Here is a 9,665-nt window from a genome sequence, read left to right on the forward strand (position 1 = left end):
ATAATTTATATAATCCGCCAATAAATACCTTAAGTTTTTTACTAAATTTTGTCATTGATCCTGCAGGTCAAAAACAAGTTTTGAGTCAGAAATACCCTAATTGCCATGATAATGAGATTGGCGGGAGTTGTCAAGTGGTTTGTGCATTTAATTCGTTTTTATGGGTTACTTGCACATGTTGTAAATATTATACCAACAATCCACTATTTTTTTTATGTCTTGTTGCTTAGTCTCTGGACCTATACTAATCCTAATTGAACACTCCGCTTGCTCTTTTGTTGCCCCCATTGCAAGCAAAACATGAGAAGGCTCAACTTTTCCAGAAGAACATGCAGAACCATTGCTAACTGCAATATTATTTAAGTCAAAATGCATGAACTGTACATCACTCTTTACTCTTGGCATATAAATTAGGCTTGTATTTGGCAGCCTTTTAGAGTTTTTGCCAAAGATTTTGATGCCACTGACAAGATTTAATAATTCACGCTCCAATTGATCACGTAACTCCTTTATTTTACCCACTTTTGACAGGAGATTTGGAATATTTTTCAATGCTGCAGAAAGACCTACAATTGCAACAATATTTTCCGTACCACCACGCAATCCTTTCTCTTGCCCACCACCTATTATAATAGGCTCTATTACAAGCTTTTTGTCAAATATTAGAACCCCACTGCCTGCTATACCACCAAATTTGTGAGCAGATAAAGTGAGTAAATCTACTCCTAAATCCTCCATGTTAACTTCAATTTTCCCAATACTCTGAGCAGCATCAGTGTGACAGATTGCTCCGAATTTACGCGCTATTTCAGCTATTTCCTTAACAGGCTGAATAACCCCAGTTTCGTTATTGGCCATCATAACTGAAACTATTACTCTATTTCCCTCAAGTTGGCTTAGAATCTTTTCTAGCTCTGAAAGATCAACGATACCTTCCTGATTAACGGGTACTATATGTGGATCATACGCAGAATTAAGAATTGAAGGATGTTCTACAGCTGAAATCACGTGCCGATAACCTGTTATTCCTCTCATAATAAGATTATTTGCTTCAGTTGCACCAGACGTAAAAACTATCTCTTTATCGTTTGGAACGCCAATAACGCCACACACGTTATCTCTTGCATCCTGAAGAACTTTTCTTGCTTCTTGTCCCTTTCTATGTGATGACGAAGGATTCAGAATTTGTTTTGACAAAACCTTAAGTATACTCTTCTTCGCACCATCACTAACTGGAGAAGTTGCATTATAATCAGCATATACATAATCACTATCTCCTAAAGAAAACGGACTTGAAGGTTGATCTGTCATTTTATTAGAAAAATTCTTTACTATTGGTTACAACAGTCATATATATTAGCTTAGAACAGTAAAGAACTTATTGCAAAAACAGTGAAATTAATACATAATTAATATATGCATAATTTACATATCTATTAAACAGGTTTTTACTAGGAGCAAATATGGTAGAAGTTTTTTTGAACAACACAGCAAAAAAGATAGAAGGTGAGTATCACCAAAGCAAAAATGCCAATGCGCCGGTTGTGTTAATTCTACATCACCACCCTCAATATGGCGGTAACATGGATAGTAAAATGATACACAGTATATACACATCTTTTATTAACAACAATTTTTCTGCATTGAAAATTAACTTTCGCGGTGTGGGAAAATCCACTGGAACTTTTGATAAGGGTATAGGAGAATTAACTGACGCTGCAGTAGCGATTGATTGGCTTCAAGAACATAACCCCAGCAACATTCCAATTTGGATTGCTGGTTTTTCTTTTGGAGCATGGGTGGCTATGCAGCTGACAATGCGCCGACCTGAGATAGTAGGCTTTATCGCTCTTTCTCTTCCGGCAACTAAGTATGATTTCTCCTTTCTTTCTCCTTGTCCAGTTCCTGGGCTTATAATACAAAGCAGTAACGATACAATTTCAGAAGAAAGCGATATAACAGAACTAGCAACAAGGCTGATAAACTCAGCAAAAAGCGATTACATGGAATACCACATAATAGATGATACCAACCACTTTTTAAGAGATAAAGAAGAAGAGGTGGCTAAAATCATAGATGGTTATATAAAACTGCGCTTGAGTAGTGCAGCTATTTCTTCCCAAAAGACCCAAAAAGAGGTAAGGATAAGAGAGTATGCTTAATTAGAAAAAGGTTTGATTATGTTTAAGAAATTACTGCTATGTATTCTAGCTACCTTTACACTACAGGGAGGTTGTTCACCACGTAAGCTAAAAAGTCCGTGTATAAAAGGGAATGAAAGTACTTCGTGCAAGCTATACCCTGCTAATGACCATTGGCTGGGTAAGTACAAGGTAAATAGATCCTAGTATAACTATTTACAACTTTACTAATGATCCATTTTTTAACTGTAAGACACGGTCTGCTTTTTCTGCAAGGAGATGATTGTGTGTTACTATAAGCATAGAGCTGTTATTTTCCTTTACATATGAATATAACAGCAAAAACACATTCAAAGAATTTGTTGGATCCAAATTGCCTGTTGGCTCATCTGCAAGTAAAAGCTTTGGAGAATTTACAATGCTTCTTGCAATTGCAATTCTTTGCCTTTCTCCACCAGAAATTTCGGATATCATACTGCTTGCTTTGTTTTCCAGACCAAATTTTTCCAATATTGCCTGCGCATTTTTTATCGCTTCAGTTTTGCTTTTTCCTGCAATAAGCTGAGGAAGAATAACATTTTCCAATACTGATAATTCTTGCAACAAATAGTGAAATTGGTAAACAAAGCTAAGGAAACTTCTTCTTATATGAGTTTTATATTTATTGCTGGCTTGTGTGCAATTTATCCCATCTATTATCACCATACCTGAAGTTGGCTTATCCAGCAAGCCTGCAATTTGCAATATAGTTGTTTTTCCTGATCCCGAACTGCCAATTAATGCAACCACTTGTCCTTTTGTAACCCTTAGGTTGATATTTTCTATGACAGCAGGACTTTCTTTGAAGCTTTTACCTACAGAAGCCAGCTCTAGCGCTACATCACCACTCATATTTACAAGACCCAACAGACGTTTAAACTCTGGTAGTAATTAAATTGAGAAGCTGTTACCACATCCACACCGAGACTTAGCAAGAGCATTTTTTATTTGAAAACCAGAACCACTTAGACTCTCAGTATAATCTATAACTGAGTTATTCAAAAATTTTGCTGAACAATTATCGACCATTAATACAGGATTTCCATTTTCATCATGAACTACTATATCTTTACTTTTTTTACTGAAACTAGAGTGACCCTTATAGTCCTCGCTGTCTTCATAATCATCATCATCTTCGTCATCAAATTCATCATCTTCGTCATCACCAAAAGATAGATTTTTATTTATTTGATCCATGAGAAAATTGTACTTGAAACCAGAACATCCGCCACCTGAAACTGCAATTCGCAAAATAGAATTCTTACTTTCTTCCTGCTCTACAAGAGAGTGAATCTTTTCTAATGCACTGTCAGTTAAGTTAATATTGTAATTTGTTGACATAGTTACCGCCGTTTATTATTGATAGCTTATTATAGTAGAAATTTTACATGTCAAACAATAATTTTCTATTAAGTTATGCGTGTTTCCCAAGCAAAACAATAGGAAGATATTTTAAAGAACCAGAGGATGAAAACCGTAGCTGCTTTCAGCGTGATAGAGATCGCATTATCCATTCTAATGCGTTTAGAAAATTGGAGTACAAAACACAAGTTTTCATCAATTATGAGCATGACTACTATCGTACTCGGCTTACTCATAGCCTTGAAGTTGCACAAATTGCAAGATCTATTGCGCGTAGACTAGGTTTAGACGAGGATATTACTGAATGCATAGCACTTGCACATGACCTTGGTCATCCCCCATTTGGTCATACAGGTGAAAACGCTCTAAAGAAATCAGTTCAAGATTTGAACCTTGATACCGAAAAATACGAATTTGACCATAACGTCCAGGCTATAAGGATTTTAACTTATCTTGAACAAAAACATGCTGACTTTGATGGTATGAATCTAAGCTGGGAGGTAGTAGAAGGAGTTGCAAAGCATAACGGCCCCTTGCTTGGTCAGAATGCAGTATCCCACACAAACAATCAGCTATTGCTAGAATATAATGAAAAATATGATTTAAAACTTGAAGAATTTTCAAGCATTGAAGCACAAGTTGCTTCAATTGCTGATGATATTGCATACGGCGTCCATGACCTTGACGACGCATTGAGAGCAAGTTTAGTGACTGTAGAAGACTTGCTTGATATTCCTTTAATTGGAGAAACGTTTAAAGACGTAAAGAGTAGATATTCAAAATTGCCTAAGTGTAAGCTCATACATGAATCACTGAGTAGAACCATAGGAATTATGATAAGAGATGTTGTTTCTCAGACTAAAAAAAATATTGAAGATCACAAAATAAAAAGTGTAGAAGACGTGAGAAGTTTAAATAAAATGCTAGTCACGTTCTCACCAGAAGTGGCAAACGCTACAAAAGAAATGAAAAAATTCAACATGGAAAAAATATATAGAAGTTATAAACTCAATAGAACGATGAACAAAGCAAAACGTATAGTACAGGAGCTTTTTCAATGTTTTTATGAAAACCCAGGGTTATTGCCCACAGAGTGGAACAAGCTCGCCTATGAATTCGAGCGTTCAGTAGTAATATGTGACTATATTTCAGGCATGACAGACAGATTTGCTATACACGAGCACAGAAGAATTTTTGACACCTCATACGAAATGACTTCTTTCTAATGACTGATGACCACTTCATGTCAATTGCACTAAAACTCGCAGAAAAAGTTCTTGGAAGTGTTGCCCCAAACCCTGCTGTTGGATGTGTCATTGTAAAAGATAGTGTAGTGGTTGGTAAGGGCTACACAGGGATCGGTGGACGCCCACACGCAGAAGTAGTTGCTCTGCAAAATGCTAAAAATTCTACTCACGGTGCAACTATGTACGTTACTCTTGAGCCATGCTGCCACTTTGGAGTTACAAAACCTTGCACCGCAGAAATCATAAGAGCTGGGGTAAAAAGGGTAGTAATTGCAACAATCGACCCCGATAAAAGAGTTTCAGGTATAGGCATTAAAGCTCTAGAGGAAGCTGGAATTGAAGTTGAGCAAGGTATTATGCAAAAAGAAGCAGAAAAACTGAACGTTGGCTTTTTCACCACTCAGAAATTACATAGACCATTTATAGCTTGCAAAATAGCAACGACTCTTGATGGAAAAATCGCAACATTTACAGGCGACAGCAAATGGATAACTAGCAAAAATACAAGAAACTGGGTACACGAGCTTAGAGCAAAATATGACGCAATCATGATCGGCAGCAACACCCTAATTAACGATGATCCACTGTTAACTTGCAGATTACCAGATTTTGAAGATAGATCGCCAGTAAGGCTAATTATCGACAGCCAAGGAAAATTGAAGGAGAAGTATAATATTGCGAAAACTGCAGATAAAATAATAACTTGGGTAATCAAAAATAAGGAAGCAAAGGAAAAAATAAAAAACATCAACTACTTGAAAGTCAATTCAAACGATGAGGGCAAAATCTGCCTAAAAGACATGGTGTCAAAACTTGTTTCAGAAATCGGTATAACAAGGGTATTAGTTGAAGGTGGAGGGATGTTAATCACAGAACTACTGAAGCATAATTTAATCGACAGGTTGATAATCTGCCGTAGTGGTAAAATTCTAGGTAATGACGCCACTCCTTTTATAGGAAATTTAGGAATTCAATCTATCAATAACTGCTACCAATTCAAGAAAACAGAGATAATAGACTTTGAGGAGGATATAGTTGAGGTTTGGGATAGATTACAATAGCTTTATATGTTTGAATGAAAAGAAAGAGGTAGGAATGCCCCCACCCCTCCTGTACTACTTAGTTTAGGCTTTTTCTGTTTCAAGTACTTTGTCTTTAAATACTTTAACAATACTAGGATCATTTAATGAACTTTTAACTTTTTCATTAAAATCATCTGAATTCAGCTTTTTATCCAGATCAGCTTTGGTAGCTAAATCTTTAGTTTTTGCTTCGATTTCCTTTCTAACATTTTCAATTGTTACCTTTTCAACATTTCCAGATGTCTCAGCTCCATTTATTTCTTCATTCTTATGCATTTGCTGATATGAAGAAATAGCTAGTATAGTGAAATATATGGCAGCAATAAATAGCGCTGCAATTCCAACAGGATTAACAATTGTGCTAATAAGTGCCAAAGATTCAGGTACAGCAATTACTTTAGTAGCAATCAATACTGTTGTTATTGCTGCCGCTAAAGATGCAAGTGCAACCGTACCTTCAATACCCATTTTTGTTATGTGTACCGTGTTTCCCCACTTCCATATGCTTTTATTCATAATAACCTTCCTTAAGAGACTAATAATAAATCTAGCATATATACATATTGGCATACACAATCAAGTTATTTTTTTGCAAATATAATTTTAGCTGTAAATCTGCTCTCTACCAGCTATACGCAGTTAGCTGGTTCAGATTTTCTTAACCACAGAAACAGAACTAAAAACCCCTTGACAACCCCCGCCAATCTTATTATCATGCTGTTAAGGGTATTTCTGACTCAAAACTTGTTTTTGACCTGCGCAGGATCAACGACAAAAATTTAGTAAAAAACTTAAGGTATTTATTGGCGGATTATATAAATTATTGGGGCTACATGTCTTTTAAATTTTTTCACATGCAGCCAAAATCGTGCTTAAACTAAGCGTCAGCACATTATTACAGCGCCAAGTTACAGTATTAAAGGGTCAAAACTCGCATCACGGGGATTCTTTTGCCTTTTTTCTTGCTTGGTAAATTTTTTAATATTTATAGCTAAGGCAATGTAAGAGCAACGAAAAAGGTGTCATTCCAGCACTCCTATGATGCCATTCCGGCGCTCCTATGATGTCATCCCAGTACTGGGATCTAGTAAACTTATTTACTGTATATGAAAAGTTATTATACTTGCAAGTAAATACAATAAAGCTCTATATATAGGTGTTACGTCAAATTTAGTTAAACGGGTTTGGGAACACAAGAACAACTAGTTTCACATCAAAGTACAATGTTTGTAAATTGGTCTATTATGAAGAGTTTCAAGACATAAATTTAGCAATTAGTAGAGAAAAATTGCTAAAAAGCTGGAAGAGGAAATGGAAAATGAACTTAATTGAACAAACAAATCAGGAATGGAAGGATTTATATGATGAAATTGTATAATAATGAAGACTGGATCCCAGTGTCACGCACTGGGATGACACTATGGAGGTGCTGGAATGACACACCCATAACCTTGTCATTCTAGCGCGTGACGCTGAGTTTTTATATTTATATAGTTTATAAAGTTAAGGCCAGTGTCACGCACTGGGATGACACTATGGAGGTGCTGGGATGACAGGAGAGGAGGCACTGGGATAACAAGAAAGGGAGCATTGGCATGACACCATTTTGCCAGTGTCAAGCACTTGGACGACACCATTATAGAGTGCCAGTGTCACGCACTGGGATGACAAAAAAAGGGTACTGAAATGACATCCTCATGGTAGCACAATGTTCGTACAGTTGTAGGTAGACATCCAGAAATCTTAATTTTGTTTTAGCTGGCTTGAAATTAAATATCTTGACATTTATTCAATACTACTATATAATAACTATGTGCATTTTTACACTATGGCAATAAAATTACCTTGCAATAGGTGTATTGGACCCGAGGGCAGTACTCGGCGCCTCCACCATATTTTTAATTTACATGGGGGCGAATAAGGATCGACATGCATAGTAAAGAATGGTAACTTTGCTCGGTTAGATACCACCGCTAAGAGTTCATAATTTAGATGCAAACGATAATTTTGCTGCTAGCGGTAATGAATTCCGTGTTGCTGCTTGATTTAGCACAACCAGTTTATTACTAAAGCACGGTTCAGGGGACGCCGGGTAACAGAAGTTCCCCCGAAATTTACGTGTTTAAAATTTGTATGGATAATATAGGTTACAAGAAATCACTCAATTCTATAAAGTTTCAAGTTATCAGAAAGGCTTTAGATATTGCATCAGGTGATAGTTTTACTCCTCACTTAGAAATATTATTTTTCACAGGTTTTAATGGTGTGATCGTACCAGATTATTTGAAAAAGTCATACCCTACTCAAATGCTTATTATATTACAGCATCAATTTTATGATTTGAAAGTTTTTGAGGATGAATTCAGCGTCAGTTTGAGTTTTCACGGAAAAAGAGAGCAAATCACTGTACCGTTTTTTGCTATTAGCGAGTTTCATGATAAAATTTCAGGGGATGTTTTAATATTTAGTATTGATTCTGAAAAAGAATACAAAAGCGAAAAATGCACTAAAAAGTCACCAAATGGCAGTATTATATCCATAGACCAATTACGTGGTGAGTAGCTTTATAAACAAAAAATATTAATAGAAAGAGGCGGTTTAATTAAGTAATAGAACGGAGACCATAAATTAAACTTTTAATAATACAGGTAGCAAAATTTTTTCTACATATCAGCAACTTTCTTTATTGAAAAATTAAACGAAATGTGGTAAAATAACTATAGTAGTAGATTTTGGTAAAACTTATGGCAGATTCAGGGATTAATATAGCACTCGATCAAGAAACTTCACATAATCTTGCTAAGTTAGCTGAAATTACCAAGGAATCCGTTCAAGAATTAGCAAAAAGGTTAGTCATAGAAGGAATCGAGTGCGAAGTAGAAGATATTGCGTTATATAAAACTGTTAAGGAATGTGAGGATATAGACTGGAGCACAGTGCTATCTGAAAGGTCGAGGACATAAACTGAAATACGATATTGTCCGCTCAAAAAACTTTACTGAAAGGGATTTTCCCAATTTTCCAAAAACAATAAGATCGAGGATTACAAAAGCGATAAACGAGCGGCTTACAACTGATCCAATTAAATTTGGTAAACCGTTACGTGGCAGACTAAAAGGGTATAGAAGAATAAGGGTCGGTAATTATCGAATTATTTATACTGTAAATATCGCAAAGCATAAAGTGTTTGTTGCTACAGCAGGACATAGAGACACTATTTATGAGCAGATAAAGTTATCAGACTTACTATAAACACTATATATATTTTTATACAGTCATCCTTCCTGATCTATTCTCCACCTTAGGTGGCTCTGCTCAGCTTTTATTATTGAAAAATTAAAAAAAATGCTGTATAATTACTATAGTAGTAGATTTTGGTAAAACTTATGGCAAACATAGTTATCAGTAAAGAAACTTTACAGCATCTTACTGAGTTATCTGAACTTACTAAGCAGCCTGCTCAAGAGTTAGCAGAAAGGCTAATCAGTAAAGCAATTGAAGATGAAATGGAGGACTTTTTATTATCTGTGGTTGCTAATGAGTATGATGTTGAAGGTGCAGAAACAGTTGATTTCAAAGATGTTCAGTGGAGATGTTGATCATAAAGACGCCAAGTGGATTACAAAATCAAATTTTTAAGGAATGTTACTGAAGAAGATCTTCCAGCTTTATCGGTAAAAATAGAATCAAGAATAAAGAAAGCAATACAGGAACGTCTTACAGTAAATCCAGTGAATCTTGGCGAGCCTTTACAATACAGCTTTAAGGGGTTTAGAAGACTAAGAGTTGGTGAT

13 protein-coding genes, 1 other RNA gene and 1 pseudogene are annotated in these 9,665 nt (G+C 35.7%); 11 read left to right on the plus strand and 4 right to left on the minus strand.

Annotated features, from left to right (window positions below; all coding sequences use genetic code 11):
• Positions 1-165: 165 nt before the first annotated feature.
• Positions 166-1,311: a cysteine desulfurase family protein gene (locus HET73_RS03990; RefSeq protein ID WP_174133484.1), complete on the minus strand. Its 1,146-nt coding sequence runs from the start codon at positions 1,309-1,311 to the stop codon at positions 166-168.
• Between the two features lie 152 nt (positions 1,312-1,463).
• Between HET73_RS03990 and HET73_RS03995 the strand changes: the two genes are divergently transcribed.
• The gene (locus tag HET73_RS03995; RefSeq protein ID WP_174134053.1) at positions 1,464-2,162 is read left to right on the plus strand and encodes an alpha/beta hydrolase; all 699 of its coding nucleotides are present in this window, start codon (positions 1,464-1,466) and stop codon (positions 2,160-2,162) included.
• 195 nt (positions 2,163-2,357) lie between these two features.
• On the opposite strand, the gene HET73_RS04000 is transcribed toward HET73_RS03995, so the two are convergent.
• Together HET73_RS04000 and HET73_RS04005 are read right to left on the minus strand one after the other, a co-directional pair.
• The gene (locus tag HET73_RS04000; RefSeq protein ID WP_174133306.1) at positions 2,358-3,032 is read right to left on the minus strand and encodes an ABC transporter ATP-binding protein; all 675 of its coding nucleotides are present in this window, start codon (positions 3,030-3,032) and stop codon (positions 2,358-2,360) included.
• Positions 3,033-3,071: 39 nt separating this feature from the next.
• The gene (locus HET73_RS04005) at positions 3,072-3,521 is read right to left on the minus strand and encodes a HesB/IscA family protein (RefSeq protein ID WP_174133307.1); all 450 of its coding nucleotides are present in this window, start codon (positions 3,519-3,521) and stop codon (positions 3,072-3,074) included.
• A 47-nt stretch (positions 3,522-3,568) separates the two neighbouring features.
• Between HET73_RS04005 and HET73_RS04010 the strand changes: the two genes are divergently transcribed.
• Together HET73_RS04010 and ribD are read left to right on the plus strand one after the other, a co-directional pair.
• Positions 3,569-4,768, plus strand: coding sequence for a deoxyguanosinetriphosphate triphosphohydrolase (locus HET73_RS04010; protein WP_174134054.1), 1,200 nt, complete (start codon positions 3,569-3,571; stop codon positions 4,766-4,768).
• Positions 4,768-5,850, plus strand: a complete 1,083-nt coding sequence (gene ribD, locus HET73_RS04015; protein ID WP_174134055.1) for a bifunctional diaminohydroxyphosphoribosylaminopyrimidine deaminase/5-amino-6-(5-phosphoribosylamino)uracil reductase RibD — start codon at positions 4,768-4,770, stop codon at positions 5,848-5,850. The genes HET73_RS04010 and ribD overlap by 1 nt, the downstream gene beginning before the upstream one ends.
• A gap of 63 nt (positions 5,851-5,913) precedes the next feature.
• On the opposite strand, the gene HET73_RS04020 is transcribed toward ribD, so the two are convergent.
• Complete coding sequence (locus tag HET73_RS04020; protein ID WP_246210085.1) at positions 5,914-6,339, minus strand: hypothetical protein; 426 nt, start codon at positions 6,337-6,339, stop codon at positions 5,914-5,916.
• Positions 6,340-6,987: 648 nt separating this feature from the next.
• On the opposite strand from HET73_RS04020, the pseudogene HET73_RS08170 reads away from it, so the two are divergent.
• From HET73_RS08170 to HET73_RS04060, 8 genes and pseudogenes are all read left to right on the plus strand, one after another.
• A pseudogene (locus HET73_RS08170) lies at positions 6,988-7,249 on the plus strand (GIY-YIG nuclease family protein).
• Positions 7,233-7,334, plus strand: coding sequence for a WPE palindromic element domain-containing protein (locus HET73_RS04030; RefSeq protein ID WP_174134057.1), 102 nt, complete (start codon positions 7,233-7,235; stop codon positions 7,332-7,334). The pseudogene HET73_RS08170 and the gene HET73_RS04030 overlap by 17 nt, the downstream one beginning before the upstream one ends.
• 311 nt (positions 7,335-7,645) lie before the next feature.
• Positions 7,646-7,981, plus strand: a transfer-messenger RNA (tmRNA) gene (ssrA, locus tag HET73_RS04035).
• A gap of 23 nt (positions 7,982-8,004) precedes the next feature.
• Positions 8,005-8,433, plus strand: a complete 429-nt coding sequence (locus tag HET73_RS04040; protein ID WP_174133435.1) for a ClpXP protease specificity-enhancing factor SspB — start codon at positions 8,005-8,007, stop codon at positions 8,431-8,433.
• 182 nt (positions 8,434-8,615) lie between these two features.
• The gene (locus tag HET73_RS04045; RefSeq protein ID WP_174133434.1) at positions 8,616-8,834 is read left to right on the plus strand and encodes a hypothetical protein; all 219 of its coding nucleotides are present in this window, start codon (positions 8,616-8,618) and stop codon (positions 8,832-8,834) included.
• A gap of 67 nt (positions 8,835-8,901) precedes the next feature.
• On the plus strand, positions 8,902-9,123 hold the full coding sequence (locus tag HET73_RS04050) for a type II toxin-antitoxin system RelE family toxin (protein ID WP_343033083.1): 222 nt from the start codon (positions 8,902-8,904) through the stop codon (positions 9,121-9,123).
• Positions 9,124-9,257: 134 nt separating this feature from the next.
• Positions 9,258-9,470: a hypothetical protein gene (locus HET73_RS04055; RefSeq protein WP_174133433.1), complete on the plus strand. Its 213-nt coding sequence runs from the start codon at positions 9,258-9,260 to the stop codon at positions 9,468-9,470.
• Positions 9,471-9,485: 15 nt separating this feature from the next.
• A partial coding sequence (locus HET73_RS04060; RefSeq protein WP_369333896.1) for a type II toxin-antitoxin system RelE family toxin occupies positions 9,486-9,665 on the plus strand: 180 nt, incomplete at its 3' end.

The sequence above is a fragment of the Wolbachia endosymbiont of Atemnus politus genome (assembly GCF_013309895.1).